This is a genomic window from Rhodoferax sp. AJA081-3, from assembly GCF_017798165.1.
Lineage (GTDB): Bacteria > Pseudomonadota > Gammaproteobacteria > Burkholderiales > Burkholderiaceae_C > Allorhodoferax.
The window spans coordinates 232,995-248,387 of record NZ_CP059068.1; the positions used below are offsets into that span (position 1 = coordinate 232,995).

The following is a 15,393-nucleotide window of genomic DNA, read 5'->3' on the forward strand; positions in this document are numbered from 1 at the left end:
CCGACCTCAAATTTCCGGAATACTTAAATTGATAAAAATGCAATTCAATCGTAATTTTTTACGCCGCGCTTCCGTGGCGGCGGTCTCGCTTCTCTTCCTGCAGAGCGGGTGGGCTGTTGAGCCATTCACCGTCAAGGACATCCGTGTTGAAGGCTTGCAAAGAGCCGAGGCGGGGACAATTTTTGCGTCCTTGCCCGTTCGGGTCGGTGATACCTACAGCGATGACAAGGCCGCGGCGTCCATTCGGGCGCTGTTCGGGCTCGGTTTGTTCAAAGATGTCCGTATCGATGTCAGTGACGGTGTGCTGATTGTTATTGTCGAAGAGCGTCCCACCATTGCCGAGATTGATTTTTCGGGCACCAAAGAGTTTGACAAAGATGTGCTGAAAAAAGCGCTGCTGCAGATCGGACTGGCCGATGGAAGGCCTTTTGACAAGGCACTGGTCGACAAGGCTGAGCAGGAGTTGAAGCGCCAGTACATCAACCGCAGCATGTATGCCTCGGAAGTGATTACCACGGTCACGCCAGTGGATCGCAACCGTGTGAATTTGAGTTTTGCGGTGCAGGAAGGTGAGCCTGCCAAGATCAGTGAAATCCGCATCGTGGGTAACAAGGCATTTTCCGAGTCAACCCTGCGTGGCCTGTTTGATCTGGACACCGGTGGCTGGTTGAGCTGGTACACCAAGTCGGACCGTTATGCGCGCGCCAAATTGAATGCCGATCTCGAGTCGCTGCGTTCTTATTACTTGGCACGGGGTTATCTTGAATTCAAGGTGGACTCCACCCAGGTAGCCATTTCTCCGAACAAACAAGACATCAGCCTCACGATCAATGTGACCGAGGGTGACCAGTTTGTGGTGTCCAAGGTTAATTTGGTGGGCAACTTCCTCGACAAGGATGCCGAATTCAAGTCGCTGGTCGCCATACAGGTCGGGCAACCGTACAACGCGGACCAAGTCGCCGTCACCAGCAAGGCGTTTACCGATTACTTTGGCAACTTTGGGTATGCCTTTTCGCGGGTGGAACCGCGTACCGTGATTGACCGGGCCACCAATCGGGTGGAGGTGACCTTGCAGGTAGACCCGTCGCGCCGTGTCTACGTCCGCCGCATCAATGTAGCGGGCAATGACCGTACCCGTGACGAAGTGATTCGCCGTGAGTTCCGGCAACTGGAGGCATCCTGGTATGACGGTGAACGCATCAAGCAGTCCCGCAACCGGGTGGACCGTTTGGGTTACTTCAAGGAAGTCACCATGGACACCTCGGAAGTGCCAGGTTCCTTTGACCAGGTGGACTTGACCATTTCGGTGGTCGAGAAGCCAACGGGCAGCATCAGTCTGGGTGCGGGCATCTCCAGCGCAGACGGCGTTGGCCTGTCGTTTGGATTCAAGCAAGACAATGCCTTTGGCTCTGGTAACTCGCTCGGTGTTGAAGTGAACACCAGCAAGCAGAACCGCGTACTGGTGTTCAATACAACCAACCCCTATTTCACCGAAGACGGGGTGTCACGCTCCATCGATATCTACAAGCGCGATTCCAAACCCTATCTCGATATTGACAGTTATAAGATCGAGACCACGGGTGGCAGCGTCCGTTTCGGTGTGCCGTTCAGTGAATACGACACCGTATTTTTTGGACTGGGTATAGACCAAACCACCATCGTGCCGGGCACTCTGCTGCCTGTGGTGTACCAGGACTTTGCCAACAAGTTTGGCTTCACCAGCAATGCTGTGCCACTCACCGTGGGTTGGGGGCGCGATTCGCGTGACAGCGCCCTGGTGCCAACCGTTGGCAAGGTGATCAAGACCTCGGCCGAATGGAGTGTGGCGGGCGAGCTGAAATATGTCCGCGGAACCGCCGCCTACCAACAGTACTTACCGGTGACCAACAAGATCACCGCGGCACTGAACGCCGAACTGTCGGTAGGCTCTGCAACGGGTGATTCGTTTTACCCCATCTTCAAGAATTTCTATTCCGGCGGTCTGGGAACGGTGCGCGGCTTCGAGCAGGGTAGTTTGACAACCGAGTCACAACGTACATTGGGCCTAACCGCAACCGGTGGTACTAAAAAAATCAATTTCAACGCCGAATTGTTGTCTCCTCTGCCCGGTGGCGGTAAGGACCGTACGCTGCGGGTCTATGCCTTTGCGGACGCCGGTGGCATTTATGGGCCTGACGAAGGTCTGCAACTGCAAGACATGCGCTCGTCCTACGGGTTTGGTATCAGCTGGATATCCCCAGTTGGCCCCCTGCGCCTGGCCTATGCATGGCCCGTCAAGAAATTCGAAGGCGATAGAATTCAACAACTGCAATTCCAGATCGGAAGCTCTTTCTAATGAATACTTCAAAACTGCGTTGGTTGCTGTCAGCGCTGCTCGTGGTTGGCTCCATCGGTGTCAACGCCCAGGATTTCAAAGTGGGTGTTGTCAACATCCAGCGCATCACCAACGAATCCCTGCCCGCCAAGACGGCGCAGTCCAAACTGGAACAAGAGTTTGCCAAGCGCCAGAAAGAACTGGTTGAGTTGCAGGGCGCGTTCAAGGCCTTTGGTGAAAAGTTTGAACGCGACGCACCCACGCTGAGCGAAAGCCAACGCGCAGCGCGCCAAAAAGAGGGTGCAGAGCTCAGCCGCGATCTGCAGCGTCGCAACCGTGAGTACCAGGAAGACCTGAATGGCCGCCGCAACGAAGAGCTGCAACAGGTGCTGGACCGTGCCACCAAGGCTGTTAAACAGGTTGCCGATTCTGAGAAATACGACATCGTGATCCAGGAAGTGGTCTACGTGAACAGCAAACATGACATCACCGACAAGGTCCTCAAAATCCTCAACGCAGGCTCCAAATAAAGCCCGGGCAACCGGGTTTGGGGTATGAAGCTTGATCTGGCTTCCATCGTCGCCGCTCTGGGCGGCGAGTTGTTTGGAGACCCGTCCCTGGTGGTGACGGGCCTGGCGCCGCTGGAAACCGCGACACCCGAGCACCTGAGCTTTCTCAGCAATCCGCGCTACCAGCAGCAACTGTTGGCTTCCCGGGCGGCATGTGTCATCGTGGCGCCGCAGATGCAAGAGGCGGCTATACCCCGCGGCGCCTGCATCGTTACCGACAACCCCTACCTGTACTTCGCCAAGCTGACCCAGCTGTGGAAACACGGGCCTGGGCCGCGCGCGCGGGCGACCATCCACCCCAGTGCGGTGGTGGATTCTGCAGCTGTGGTTCACCCCACAGCCTCCATTGGCGCCTTGTGCGTGGTGGAGCGGGGCGCACGCATCGGTGCCCATACAGTACTCAAATCCCGCGTGACGGTGAGTGAAGACTGTGTGATCGGGGACCGCTGCATCCTCCACTCCGGTGTGGTCATTGGTGCAGATGGATTTGGTTTTGCACCCAATGGCGAGGCCTGGGAAAAAATCGAACAACTCGGTGCTGTGCGCATTGGCAATGACGTCGAAATCGGCGCCAACACCTGTATAGACCGCGGCGCCTTGCAAGACACCATCATTGAAGACGGCGTCAAGCTCGACAACCTGATCCAGATCGGCCACAACGTGCGTGTGGGTCGCAACACGGCCATGGCCGGCTGTGTGGGTGTTGCCGGCAGTGCCACCATTGGTGAACACTGCACGGTGGGCGGTGGCGCCATCATCCTGGGCCATTTGACCCTGGGCGCCAACGTCAATATTTCGGCCGCCACCCTGGTCACCAAATCGATCCCGAAACCGGGCCACTACACCGGCATTTTCCCGCTGGATGACAACGCAACATGGGAGCGCAATGCCGCAGCCTTGAAGCAGTTACACAGCCTGCGCGACCGTATTAAAACTTTGGAAAAAGAGACAAAAAAATGATGGACATCCACCAAATTCTCAAGAAGCTCCCGCACCGCTACCCCTTTCTGCTGGTGGACCGCGTATTGGAGTTGGACAAGGGCAAAACCATCAAGGCCTTGAAGAACGTCACGATGAATGAGCCCTTTTTTGAAGGGCATTTCCCCCACCGTCCGGTGATGCCAGGGGTGTTGATGCTTGAAGCCCTGGCGCAAGCGGCGGCATTGCTGTCGTTTGATGCGCTGGGTGTCGAACCCGATGACAACATGATTTATTACTTTGCAGGCATTGATGGCGCACGCTTCAAGCGCCCGGTGGAGCCGGGAGACCAGCTGATACTGGAAGCAGAATTGTTGCGCATGAAAGCCGGCATCTTCAAGTTCAAGACCTGGGCCACGGTGGGCGGCGAGTTGGCGGTAGAGGCTGAACTTACCTGCGCGGTGCGCACCATTGCCTGAATGCAGCAGAAGGCGTACCGGTCATGAGCCATATCCACCCCAGCGCCATTGTGGACCCGGCCGCCGAGCTGGACAGCACCGTCACAGTCGGGCCCTACACCGTCATCGGTCCGCACGTGCGCATCGGCGCGGGCACCACGGTGGGCCCGCACTGCGTCATCGAAGGCCACACCACGATTGGCTGCGACAACCGCATCTTTCAGTTCAACTCGCTGGGGGCCATTCCACAGGACAAGAAGTACAACGGTGAACCCTGCGAGCTGCGCATCGGCGACCGCAACACCATCCGCGAGTTTTGCACCTTCAATATTGGTTCGCCCGGCGACGCCTTTGTGACGCGCATCGGCAGTGACAACTGGATCATGGCCTACACACACATTGCGCACGATTGCCAGTTGGGCGACCACATCACGATGGCCAACAACGCCACACTGGCCGGCCATGTGCATGTGGGCGACTGGGCCACAGTCGGTGGCCTGACCGGTGTGTTGCAGCGTATGCGCATTGGCGCCCATGCCATGGTCGGTTTTGCCAGCCATGTGGGCAAGGATGTGCCTCCCTTCATGGTGGTGGACGGCAACCCGCTGGCGGTGCGTGCGGTCAACCTGGTCGGCCTGCGCCGGCGTGATTTTTCGGCCGAACGTATCACCGCCATCCGCGAGATGCACAAGTTCCTGTACCGCCAGGGCAAGACGTTGGACGAGGCGCGCACAGCCATCCAGGGCCTGGCGGCCACTATGCCTGAAGCCGCGGCGGACATCGCGTTGATGGACGGCTTTCTCGCCACCTCTGCCAGCGGCATCGCGCGCTGACCATGCCGCAGCCGCAAGTAGCCATGGTGGCCGGCGAGGCCTCCGGCGACTTGCTCGCCGGGCTGGTGCTCGATGGTTTGCGCGCGCGCTGGCCGGGTCTGCAGTCCAGCGGCATCGGTGGCCCACAAATGGCCCAGCGCGGCTTTAAAGCCCACTGGCCCAGCGAACGCCTGGCCGTTCACGGGTACAGCATCGAAGTTTTCAAACGGGTGGCCGGCCTGCTGCGCATCCGCAAACAGCTGCGTGAACGCCTGCTACAGGAGCGCCCCGGCGTCTTCATTGGTGTGGACGCACCAGACTTCAATCTGGGTCTGGAGGCCGCACTGAAGGCCCAGGGCATTCCCACCGTGCACTTCGTCTGCCCGTCGATCTGGGCCTGGCGCGCTGACCGGGTCGAGAAGATCCGCCGTGCGGCCGACCATGTGTTGTGCATCTTCCCGTTCGAGCCGGAACTGCTGGCCCAGCATGGCATCGCCGCCACCTATGTGGGCCACCCGCTGGCCAATGTGATCCCGCTGCAGCCGGACCGCGCCGCTGCCCGTGCCAAGCTGGGCCTGGCGCCCGATGCGCGCGTGGTGGCCATACTGCCAGGCAGCCGCAAGTCCGAAGTGGAATACCTGGCCCTTAGGTTCTTTCAGGCTGCGGCCCGCATGCAAAAAGCCTATCCTGCTATGCAATTTGTAGTGCCCGCGGTACCCACGCTGCGCGCGCGCATAGAAGCACTAGCCGCAGAGGCTGGATTGGCGGGCCGCATCCAGATCGTGGCGGGCCAGTCACACACCGTGCTGGCCGCCTGCGATGCCACGCTGATCGCCAGTGGCACGGCCACGCTGGAGGCCGCGCTGTTCAAACGACCCATGGTCATTGCCTACAACATGCACTGGCTGTCCTGGAAGCTGATGCAACGCAAGCAACTGCAGCCCTGGGTGGGCCTGCCCAATATCCTCTGTGGTGAGTTTGTGGTGCCCGAATTGTTGCAAGACCAGGCCACGCCCCAAGCCCTGAGTGATGCCATGCTGCAATGGTTTGACGCCATGGACCGCGAGCCTGCGAAAATCACCGCTTTGCAAGACCGTTTTCTGGCGCTGCACCACACGCTCCAGCGCGACACCTCTACTTTGGCAACCGATGCGATCGAAAAAATTCTTGCACGCTGAGCAGGTCTCGCTCGCGTGGGACACCCCGGGCCTGATGGCCGGCGTGGACGAGGCTGGCCGCGGTCCACTGGCCGGGCCCGTGGTGGCCGCCGCTGTGATACTGGACGAGCGCAACCCCATTGAAGGCCTGGCCGATTCCAAGGTGTTGACTGCGCGCCGGCGCGAGCAGCTGTATGACGAGATCCGCGCCAAGGCGCTGTGCTGCTCCATCGCCCAAGCCAGCGTTGAAGAGATTGACCAGATCAACATCCTGCAGGCCACGATGCTGGCCATGCGCCGTGCGGTGGAAGGTCTGCGCCTCAAACCGGTGCTGGTGCTGGTGGATGGCAACCGCCTGCCGGTGCTGAGCATGCGGGCCGAGGCGATTGTGAAGGGCGACAGCAAGGTCGCTGCCATCTCGGCCGCGTCCATACTGGCCAAGGTGACGCGCGACCGCTGGTGTGCCGAGCTGGACGCCCAGTACCCCCAATACGGTTTTGCCGGTCACAAAGGATATGGCACGGCCGAACACCTGGCGGCCCTGCAAGCCCACGGTGCCTGCCCGGAGCACCGCAAGAGCTTCAGCCCCGTGACCCAGGTTCTGGCCGGCGCACAGGGGCGCGCGGCATGAATCAACCGGTTGCCATCACCTCGCGCGAGAATCCGCTGCTTAAAGAGCTGCGCAAGGTGGCGCAGGACAACACCGCCTACCGCAAGGCCGGGCGCTTTTGGGTGGAGGGGGACCACCTGTGCAGTGCAGCGCTGCAGCGTGGCCTGAAGCCTGCTGTGGCGGTATTCACTGAGGAGTTTTACCCTCTAGCCCCCGTGCAATATGCACAGAGTGCTATAAAAAGCATAGTGGTTCCGGCGCAACTGTTTCGGGAGCTCAGTGGCCTGGAGTCGCCCGCAGGGGTTGGTTTTGTATTGGACCTGCCGGCCGAGGCCGCCTTGCTGCCAAATGCAGCCACCGTCATCCTGGACCGTGTGCAAGACGCGGGCAACGTGGGCTCCATCCTGCGCAGCGCCGGGGCCTTTGGCTTCAGGCAAGTGGTGGCGCTCAAGGGCAGTGCCGCGCTGTGGTCACCCAAGGTTTTGCGGGCTGGCATGGGTGCCCACTTCGGCCTGCACCTGATCGAAGGTCTGGGTTTGGACGATTTGCAAGCCTTGCAGGTACCCATCGTGGTGACCAGTTCGCACCAGGGTGAACTGATCCAGAACCTGCGCCTGCCCATTGCCACGGCCTGGGCCTTTGGCCACGAAGGGCAGGGCGTTAGCCCCGAGCTGATGGCCCGTGCCGCGGTGCATGTGCGCATAGGGCAACCCGGCGGCGAGGAATCGCTCAACGTGGCAGCCGCAGCCGCCATCTGCCTGCACGCCAGCAGTTTGGCGGCGGGTTAACCGATTCGCCCGGCCAAACTATCAGTAGCCTGCAATCAGTTTGGCCCAGCGTCCGTCGGCCTTCAAGGCCTTCACCGCGGCGTCTATTTTGGGCACATAAGCCGCCCACTTTTTATTCACCACGTGGACCACTTTGGATGTGGCCACGGGGCGTTCCAGCGTCTTGAGCGAACCCGAAAACTCCGGGTACATGGATACAGGTGTGACCGAGCTGACCAGCGCCACATCAAATCGCCCGGCGTTGAGCATCTGGTAGGTTTGCAGGGTGGAATTGGCCGCTGTGGCCTCCAGCCCCAGTTTGGCGACCAGGCCTTCGGCCAGTTTGGTGCCGCGGTAAAGGCCCAGTTTGTAGGCCTTCAAATCGGCAGGTGCCAGTTGCTTGGCCTTGAAGTCTTTCCGGACGACCGCCAGCAATTGCAGCTCCAACAAGGGCTCGTGTGTCTCCACCACGTTTTGGTATCCCGCCGTGCCGCCCACCACACGCGCCATTTCGGCATCAATGACACCACTTTCCACACTCTTGAGTGAACGCTCGGGTGGCAGCAGTACAAACTCCACTTGCAACCCTATTTCTTTGTAGACGGCGGCAATGGCTGGCTCAAAACCCTGGGCGCCTTCCAATGTGCCAACGCGTATGACCTGCTGGGCCAACACACTGGTATGGGCGGCCACCAACCACAGAAAACAAACGAAGAGCTTGTTCATACAACCCTTTCAGGGATAACCTCGATTGCTATAGTTTGCATAGCAATGTGTTGATATTTCACTGGGGCTAGATGGTGTTTTTGCCTAAAGCCGTCTCGGCTATCCACTCTGCCCAGTAGTCAATACACGCCCGTATCTTAGGCAGGCGGTGCCGCTCCTGCAGGATCACAGCGTAAATGGGTACCTGGGGGCTGACGAAGTAGTCTTGCAAGACGGGTACCAGTCGCCCTTGGCGTATCAGGGGCAGGGCAGATAGGTCATGGATGCGGGCAATGCCCAGACCTTGCAGCGCCAGGCTCACGACCAGGGCGGTGTTGTCGGCCCGTGTGTGGGCGTTGACCTGCCACTCGGCCTGGCCCTGGCCCAGCGGGTCGGCCCACGCCCAGCGGTTCAGGCTAGGGCTGACGCTGTTGGCCAGCAGGCGGTGGTGTTCCAGGTCACGGGGATGGCTGGGTATGCCATGGGCGCGCAGGTAGTCGGGCGAGGCGCACACGGTGCGGCCAAAAGTGCCAATTTGGCGTGCCACCACGGTGTCGCTGTTGGGCGTGCCGCTGCGGATGGCGATGTCAAACCCTTCACGTGCCATGTCGGCAACACGGTCGTCGGCGCTGATGTCCAGGTGCAGATTGGGGTACCGCTGGTACAGGCCACCCAGGCTGGGCGCAAGCACACAATCGGCCATCAGCGGGCTGGCGGTCACCCGCACCCAGCCGCTGGGGCCACCGATCTTGCCGGTGAGCTCGCTATCCAGCTCGGCCGTGGTGTCCAGCAGGCGGCGGCCATAGCTTAAAAAAGTGTCACCCTCGTCGGTCAGGCTCAGTCCATGGGTGGTTCGGTGCAACAGGCGCACGCCGCAGGCCGCCTCCAGCCGGGCCAGCGAACGTGTGACCTGGCTGACCGGCACATCACGCTCGCGGGCGGCGGCCGACAGGGTGCCCAGCTCGGCGATACGGGCAAACAGGGCGACGTCATCGAGTTGGAGTTGCATGGCGGCATTTTGCTGTGGTTTTGCAGTTAATGCAAAACCAATAGGCATTTGGTGCTGTTTCCGTGGATTGGATTTATCAATAAAGTTCATTCCACACCACTTGATAAGGAATACACCATGTACCCCACCACCGCACTTACTCCCGCCCAACGGGCCGATATGTACGCACAGGCGCGCCGCCAAGCCCAATTGCTGCGCCGTGCTGCCATTGCCGATTTTTGGAGCGCCGCCTACCGCCTTGCCGCAGATGCCCTGCGTGCCGTACAGCACGTGCTGCAACGCGCTGTACCCCATTCCAAGCACCCATCCGGAGTCTGAACATGCCTACCCTGCAACTCAAAGTCGCCCCTTTGCTCAACCCGGAGCGTTACCGTGCCCTGGCCCAGGCGCTGACCCGCATCACCGCGCAGCACTTGGGTAAACGCGAAGACGTCACCGCAGTCGTCATAGACGATCTGCCTGCCGCACGTTGGTATATCGGCGGCCGCGGTGTGCAAAGGGCCACGGCCTTGTTGGAGATCACGGTTACAGCCGGTACCAACACGGTGGCGCAAAAGCAGGCATTTATCGTTGCCGCGTTTTCTGAATTACAAGCGCAACTGGGCCATGGCCAGCCGCTGGAAGATGCCAGTTATGTGACCGTGCGTGAGGTGCCTGCCAGCGACTGGGGTTATGGCGGCCAAAGCCAGGCTGCTCGGCGGCAAAAGGCAGCCCAGTTAACACCGCAGACCGCAGTCTTTTGAACAATAATGGCCTGCGTCGATGCGGAGGCCTTATGGGATTGCGACTGAAATTTAATCTGGTGTTGATCGTGGTATTTCTGGCAGGGTTTGCAGCGGCGGGGGTGCTGTCGCGCCAGCTGTTGCAAGACAACGCGCGGGATGAAGTGCTGCGCAACGCCCGCCTGCTGATGGACACCGCACTGGCCGTGCGGGCCTACACCGTGGACCAGATCAAACCCCACCTGGACCCGCGCCTGGACGAGGTGTTCTTGCCGCAGACCGTGCCCGCCTTTGCCGCCACCGAGACCCTGGGCCATATCCAGAAAAAGTACCGTGACTATGCCTACAAGGAGGCCACGCTCAACCCCACCAATCCGCGCGACCGCGCCACCGACTGGGAGAGTGACCTGGTCCAGCAATTTCGCCAGAACCCCGAGACCAAGGAGCTGGTGTCCGAACGTGACAGCGCCACCGGGCGACTGCTGTATATCTCCAAGCCCATCCAGATCACCAACCCCACCTGCCTGCGTTGCCACAGCGAGCCGTCTGCCGCTCCCGCCACCATGATCAAGATCTACGGCGAGGCCAATGGTTTTGGCTGGAAACACAATGAAATCATTGGCGCCCAGGTGGTCACCGTGCCCATGAACATTCCCATCGCCAATGCAGACCGTGCGCTCAAGACCTTTATGGCGTCGCTGGCCGGGGTGTTCTTGGTCGTATTTTTGGTGCTCAACCTGATGCTCAGCTGGTTCATCATCCGGCCCATTCGCCGCATGTCCCTGGCCGCCGATGCGGTCAGCACCGGCAATTTTGACGTGCCGGAATTTGCCGAAGGCGGACGTGACGAGGTGGCTGTTCTGAGTAGCTCCTTCAACCGCTTGCGCCGCAGCATTGAAAAAGCCATGCAGATGATTGAGCGCGGCAACTGAGTATGACCACCCCACAAGCGCCTGGCCCCACGCCCCCGCGCAGGGCCGCAGTGCCTGCCGACGGGGTGGCGCTGTCGCCAGGGCAGACCGTATTGGAATACCAGGTTGAAAAGGTTCTGGGCGGTGGCGGATTTGGCATCACCTACCTGGCACACGACGTCAACCTGCAACTGCCGGTGGCCATCAAGGAATATTTTCCGGCCGATCTGGCGGTGCGCGGTGCCGATCATTCCGTGCGTATGCGCTCTACCGACAGCGCGGCCCAGTTCCAGTGGGGGTTGGAGCGTTTTATCGAAGAGGCCAGGGCGCTGGCATCGTTTCGCCACCCCAACATTGTTCGGGTGCTGCGCTACTTCAAGGAGCATGGCACGGCGTACATCGTCATGGAGTACGAGTCGGGCGACCCGCTCAAACACTGGTTGGCCGACCACCCCGGCCTGAGCCAGCAAAGCCTGTTGCAGATTGTCTTTCCCTTGCTCGATGGCCTGGAGGCCGTGCACAAGCTCAATTTCCTGCACCGCGACATCAAGCCCGACAACATCTACATGCGGGCCGATGGCACACCGGTGTTGCTGGATTTTGGCGCCGCACGGCGCCTGACTGGCACCCAGGACATGACCAACATCGTCAGCCCCGGCTTCGCCCCCTTTGAGCAGTACCACAGCAAGGGCAACCAGGGCCCGTGGACCGATCTGTACTCGCTGGGCGCCGTGATGTACTGGATGGCTACGGGGCGTAAGCCACTGGAGGCAGCGGCCCGTGTGCGGGTGGACGACATGCCCAAGGCCTTTGGCAACGCCAGCACGGCAGTGTTTGGCGACGTGTTGTTGCGCGCCATCGACTGGGCCATGACACCCGACGAGACCCTGCGCCCGCAAAACGTGGCGGCCTTTCGCAAGATGCTGCAGGAGGCGCAGCGCATCGGCACACAAAACACACAAGGGTTCTCCACACACCGCCTGGCCGACGGTGGTGTGCCGGGCAACAGCCAGCCTGCGGATGCAGTGCTGGCCTTTGTGGCGCATTCACAGTCGGTGCCGGTCAGCAACGCCGATGCTATGCGCAAGAATGTGCTGGGCACCATCATGTTCATGGACCTGGTGTCGTACTCTACCTATTCACTGGACCAGCAGGTGCTGATGAAGGCCCTGTTCAACGAGCTGATCGCCAAGGCCATCGCCGGTGTCAAGGAATCGTCCCGCATCATGTTGGATACGGGTGACGGGGCTGCCATTTGCTTCCTGGGCGACCCCGAGGAGGCTCTGCAGTCTGCGCTGCTGATGCGCGACCTGCTGGTGCACAAATACGGCAAGAAAATGTCGATGCGGGTGGGCCTGCACCTGGGCCCCATTCGTATGATGATGGACATCAACAACCGCGTGAACGTGGTGGGCGACGGTATCAACGTGGCGCAACGGGTCATGGACTTTTCCAAACCCAACCAGGTGGTAGTGTCGCGCGCCTATTACGACGTTATTTCGCAAATCAGCGACAACGCGGCCAAGCTGTTCAGTTACCTGGGCCCACACACTGACAAACACCACCGCCAGCACGAGATTTATACGGTGTTGGACCGCGATGGCGCGTCGCCACAATTGGTACACGCGGCAGACCAGACATTCGCATCCACCCGTACGGTGACACCGGCCGAGCTGATGACCGCCGAGGCGGCCCTGGAGGTGGAAACTGCATTGGCCCGCATCATCGGGCCGCTGGCCCATGTGCTGGTCAAGAAAGCCTTGCCCCGTGCGACCGATGCGCAAAGCCTGCGCGAGGCCTTGGCGGTGTCTATCCCCGATGCTCTGGCGCGTGAGAGTTTTGTGCGTGGCCCTTCGCTCAGCCGCCCGTTGTCCCCGTCCACAGCCATTTCCGGCTTCCCGCGCAGCGGGCTGAGTCGACCGTCTGAATTTCGTCCGGAGGGCCGGTCGGAGACACGGTCGGACTCCATGAAAGTGTTGGCCGTTAATGCAGAGCAACAGGCTGCGCTGGAGAAGGCCTTGGGGCAGTATCTGGGGCCACTGGCAAAGACCCTGGTACGGCGCGAAGTGGCGCGCCAGCTCAGCTTCAACACCCTGTTGCAGGCGCTGTCCGATCACATCGACAAGCCGGACGAAAAAGCCAAATTCCTGGCCAATGGCAAGAAGGTATCGGGCGGGGGGTGACCATTTATTGGCTCAGCGCTTCGGTCGCAAGGGTGTTGAGTTGGCCCGTTTTTTTCAGGTGGCTTATGGCCTTATTGAACTTCTCCAGAGTTGTCTTCTGGTCGGCGCTTTTGTTGAAGGCCAGGTAAGTGGGGTTTTCAAACAGGTAGCGCGGGCTTTTCTGCACGTCGGCGGATGGCTTGGTCTTGAGCAGTGCCGCACCGGCTTCTTCGATGGCCAGCACCGCGTCCAGTCGCTTGGCGGCGAGTTTCTGGAAATTTTGGGCATCAGATGCCACTTCTTCTACCGTGAGCTTTCCATCCCGAACGGCTTTGTCGAACGTGTCACCATAACTCCAGCCACGCACCACACCGACGCGCTTGCCTGCCAAAGATTCTGTACCGGCAAAATCCAGCGGACGGGATGTATGGAAATACACCGCCATCTTCTCGACAAAAATGGGCTCACTGAAGTCGTATTTCCGGAGCCGCTCCTCGTTCTTGTAGATGCCACCCACCCCTAACCGGGCTTCGTCCAGGTCTGCAATACAGCGCTTCCACGGTCGGGCATCCAGTTTGGCGCTGACCCCGGCGACCTGCAGCGCAGTGGCAATGAGTCTCGGGTACAGGCCTGCCGCCTTGCCATCCACCAGCGACATAAAGGGCGGGTTGGCGGCATCTACACACACAAGCACCGGAACGTCGGCGCTGTTCGCGTGAAGTGCAGCCACCAGAGCCAGCAGTGGCACACATTTTGGTGCTTTGAAGTGCAAGGCAGTTCTCCAAACGGCTTGAAAGTCCAACACCCCCTTGCGCAGATTCTTTGGTTCATTGTGCGCCCAAGTTGTTGGCTGTGTCGAGATGCGCCACATACAGAGTTGCGCAGGCACGGTGTTTCCTGAAAATTTTCAGATAAGACGGCCTAATAGCATGCGCATATTGCATAGAAGAGGGAAGGGTGGCCACCATCACCCGCTATAATGAGAGGCTTTCCAGAAAACTGCCGTCCCAAGCGCATTTCAAGCACCTTTCCCAACCTACATCAGCCGCCAAGAATTGTTCTTGAGCTCGCTTGGGCGTACCCGTAACACACTCGGAGAACCCAGTGCTTTTGTCTCTCAAGGGAACCACCCCCCCCGCCATCCTGGCGCTCGCAGACGGCACGGTCTATATTGGCAATTCCATTGGAGCGGCAGGCTCCACCGTCGGTGAGGTCGTGTTCAACACGTCCATGACCGGCTACCAGGAGATCCTGACCGATCCCAGCTATTGCCAGCAGATCGTTACCCTCACATACCCCCACATCGGCAACTACGGCACCAACCCTGAAGACATCGAGTCTGACAAGGTCCATGCCGCAGGTTTGATCATCCGTGATCTGCCAATGGTGGCCTCCAACTTCCGCAGCACGGCCAGTTTGAGTGAATACCTGGTGCAAGCCGGGACAGTTGCCATTGCCAACATCGACACACGCCAGCTGACCCGCCAGTTGCGCACCCAGGGCGCGCAAAACGGATGCATCCTGGCGCTGGCCGCTGGTGAGGCCGTGACGACCGCGCTGGTGGACAAGGCGATTGCTGCAGCCAAGGCTGCGCCGGCCATGTCGGGTCTGGATTTGGCCAAAGTGGTAACTGGCGATTCGAGCTACGAATGGGATGAAACCGAATGGGTTTTGGGCAAGGGGTACGGCGAGTTAACCACTCCGAAATTCCGTGTCGTGGCCTATGACTTTGGTGTCAAGAAAAACATCTTGCGCATGCTGGCTGAGCGTGGTTGCGATGTTACGGTGGTGCCCGCGCAAACACCTGCTGCCGACGTGCTTAAGCATCGGCCTGACGGAATTTTTCTAAGCAACGGCCCCGGCGACCCAGAGCCCTGCGACTACGCCATTGCCGCTACCCGCACACTGATCGATTCCGGCATCCCCACTTTTGGCATCTGCCTGGGCCACCAGATTCTGGCGTTGGCGTCCGGCGCCAAGACCTTCAAGATGAAGTTTGGCCACCACGGCGCCAACCACCCGGTAAAAGACCTGGACAGCGGCCGAGTCTCCATCACCAGCCAGAACCACGGTTTTGCAGTGGATGAGAAAACACTCCCCGCCAACCTGCGCGCCACCCACATCAGCCTGTTTGACAACACGCTGCAGGGGCTGGAGCGCACCGATAAGCCCGCGTTCTGCTTCCAGGGGCATCCTGAAGCATCGCCCGGACCGCACGACATTGGTTACCTGTTTGACCGCTTCATCACGATGATGGAAACCGCGAAGGGTTAAGGCGC

General features: G+C 60.0%; 16 protein-coding genes. 13 read left to right on the top strand and 3 right to left on the bottom strand.

Translation table 11 applies throughout. The annotated features are described in order from the left end of the window. Positions 1-31 precede the first annotated feature (31 nt). From bamA to HZ993_RS01150, 8 genes are read left to right on the top strand one after another with little or no spacing between them, the layout of a single operon-like run. The gene (bamA, locus tag HZ993_RS01115) at positions 32-2,335 is read left to right on the top strand and encodes an outer membrane protein assembly factor BamA (RefSeq protein WP_371816993.1); all 2,304 of its coding nucleotides are present in this window, start codon (positions 32-34) and stop codon (positions 2,333-2,335) included. Further along, entirely contained in the window at positions 2,335-2,844 is a 510-nt protein-coding gene (locus HZ993_RS01120) for an OmpH family outer membrane protein (protein WP_209395445.1), read from the top strand. Before bamA ends, HZ993_RS01120 begins: the two co-directional genes overlap by 1 nt. Before the next feature lie 24 nt (positions 2,845-2,868). Continuing rightward, complete coding sequence (gene lpxD, locus HZ993_RS01125; RefSeq protein WP_209395446.1) at positions 2,869-3,843, top strand: UDP-3-O-(3-hydroxymyristoyl)glucosamine N-acyltransferase; 975 nt, start codon at positions 2,869-2,871, stop codon at positions 3,841-3,843. Next, positions 3,840-4,280 carry a 3-hydroxyacyl-ACP dehydratase FabZ gene (gene fabZ / locus HZ993_RS01130; protein ID WP_209395447.1) on the top strand — a complete coding sequence of 147 codons (441 nt, stop codon included), beginning with the start codon at positions 3,840-3,842 and terminating at the stop codon, positions 4,278-4,280. The genes lpxD and fabZ overlap by 4 nt, the downstream gene beginning before the upstream one ends. A 23-nt stretch (positions 4,281-4,303) precedes the next feature. Then, the gene (lpxA, locus tag HZ993_RS01135) at positions 4,304-5,092 is read left to right on the top strand and encodes an acyl-ACP--UDP-N-acetylglucosamine O-acyltransferase (protein ID WP_209395448.1); all 789 of its coding nucleotides are present in this window, start codon (positions 4,304-4,306) and stop codon (positions 5,090-5,092) included. Between the two features lie 2 nt (positions 5,093-5,094). Next, the gene (gene lpxB, locus HZ993_RS01140) at positions 5,095-6,249 is read left to right on the top strand and encodes a lipid-A-disaccharide synthase (protein ID WP_371816956.1); all 1,155 of its coding nucleotides are present in this window, start codon (positions 5,095-5,097) and stop codon (positions 6,247-6,249) included. Next, positions 6,221-6,859, top strand: coding sequence for a ribonuclease HII (rnhB, locus tag HZ993_RS01145; RefSeq protein ID WP_209395449.1), 639 nt, complete (start codon positions 6,221-6,223; stop codon positions 6,857-6,859). The genes lpxB and rnhB overlap by 29 nt, the downstream gene beginning before the upstream one ends. Continuing rightward, a complete protein-coding gene (locus HZ993_RS01150; protein ID WP_209395450.1) occupies positions 6,856-7,626 on the top strand; it encodes an RNA methyltransferase in 771 nt (256 codons plus the stop codon). Before rnhB ends, HZ993_RS01150 begins: the two co-directional genes overlap by 4 nt. A 21-nt stretch (positions 7,627-7,647) precedes the next feature. On the opposite strand, the gene HZ993_RS01155 is transcribed toward HZ993_RS01150, so the two are convergent. Both HZ993_RS01155 and HZ993_RS01160 read right to left on the bottom strand, forming a co-directional pair. After that, positions 7,648-8,331: an ABC transporter substrate-binding protein gene (locus HZ993_RS01155; RefSeq protein WP_209395451.1), complete on the bottom strand. Its 684-nt coding sequence runs from the start codon at positions 8,329-8,331 to the stop codon at positions 7,648-7,650. 67 nt (positions 8,332-8,398) lie between these two features. After that, positions 8,399-9,319, bottom strand: a complete 921-nt coding sequence (locus HZ993_RS01160; protein WP_209395452.1) for a LysR family transcriptional regulator — start codon at positions 9,317-9,319, stop codon at positions 8,399-8,401. A gap of 117 nt (positions 9,320-9,436) precedes the next feature. Here HZ993_RS01160 and HZ993_RS01165 point away from each other — a divergent pair, with 117 nt between their 5' ends. From HZ993_RS01165 to HZ993_RS01180, 4 genes are read left to right on the top strand one after another with little or no spacing between them, the layout of a single operon-like run. After that, positions 9,437-9,637 (top strand): hypothetical protein, encoded by a 201-nt coding sequence (locus HZ993_RS01165; protein WP_209395453.1) that lies wholly within the window; start codon positions 9,437-9,439, stop codon positions 9,635-9,637. A gap of 2 nt (positions 9,638-9,639) precedes the next feature. Next, positions 9,640-10,062: a tautomerase family protein gene (locus tag HZ993_RS01170; protein ID WP_209395454.1), complete on the top strand. Its 423-nt coding sequence runs from the start codon at positions 9,640-9,642 to the stop codon at positions 10,060-10,062. 32 nt (positions 10,063-10,094) lie between these two features. Further along, positions 10,095-10,973: a DUF3365 domain-containing protein gene (locus HZ993_RS01175; protein ID WP_209395455.1), complete on the top strand. Its 879-nt coding sequence runs from the start codon at positions 10,095-10,097 to the stop codon at positions 10,971-10,973. Between the two features lie 2 nt (positions 10,974-10,975). Beyond that, positions 10,976-13,135, top strand: coding sequence for a protein kinase (locus HZ993_RS01180; RefSeq protein WP_209395456.1), 2,160 nt, complete (start codon positions 10,976-10,978; stop codon positions 13,133-13,135). Positions 13,136-13,139: 4 nt separating this feature from the next. Here the strand turns inward: HZ993_RS01180 and HZ993_RS01185 are convergent, their stop codons facing one another. Continuing rightward, positions 13,140-13,886, bottom strand: a complete 747-nt coding sequence (locus HZ993_RS01185; RefSeq protein ID WP_209395457.1) for an ABC transporter substrate-binding protein — start codon at positions 13,884-13,886, stop codon at positions 13,140-13,142. A gap of 332 nt (positions 13,887-14,218) precedes the next feature. On the opposite strand from HZ993_RS01185, the gene carA reads away from it, so the two are divergent. After that, entirely contained in the window at positions 14,219-15,388 is a 1,170-nt protein-coding gene (carA, locus tag HZ993_RS01190; RefSeq protein WP_209395458.1) for a glutamine-hydrolyzing carbamoyl-phosphate synthase small subunit, read from the top strand. Positions 15,389-15,393: the final 5 nt, after the last annotated feature.